Source organism: Bradyrhizobium uaiense (assembly GCF_010811875.1).
In the GTDB taxonomy this organism is placed as follows: Bacteria; Pseudomonadota; Alphaproteobacteria; order Rhizobiales; family Xanthobacteraceae; genus Bradyrhizobium; species Bradyrhizobium uaiense.
The window spans coordinates 1-201 of sequence record NZ_VKHP01001307.1 but is presented as its reverse complement, the minus strand read 5'-3'; the positions used below and the strand labels follow the sequence as shown (position 1 = coordinate 201).

General features: G+C 62.7%; 1 protein-coding gene. It reads left to right on the top strand.

What is annotated here, in order from left to right:
- Positions 1 to 201: GDP-mannose 4,6-dehydratase (locus FNJ47_RS49730; protein ID WP_163164002.1), on the top strand; the 201-nt coding region annotated here is incomplete at both ends.

Here is a 201-nt window from a genome sequence, read left to right as displayed (position 1 = left end):
CCTCGGAGCTGTACGGGCTGGTGCAGGAGGTGCCGCAGAAAGAGACCACGCCGTTCTATCCGCGTTCGCCCTATGGCGTCGCCAAGCTCTACGGCTACTGGATCACGGTGAACTACCGCGAGGCCTATGGCATGTTCGCCAGCAACGGCATCCTGTTCAACCATGAGAGCCCGATCCGCGGCGAGACCTTCGTCACGCGCA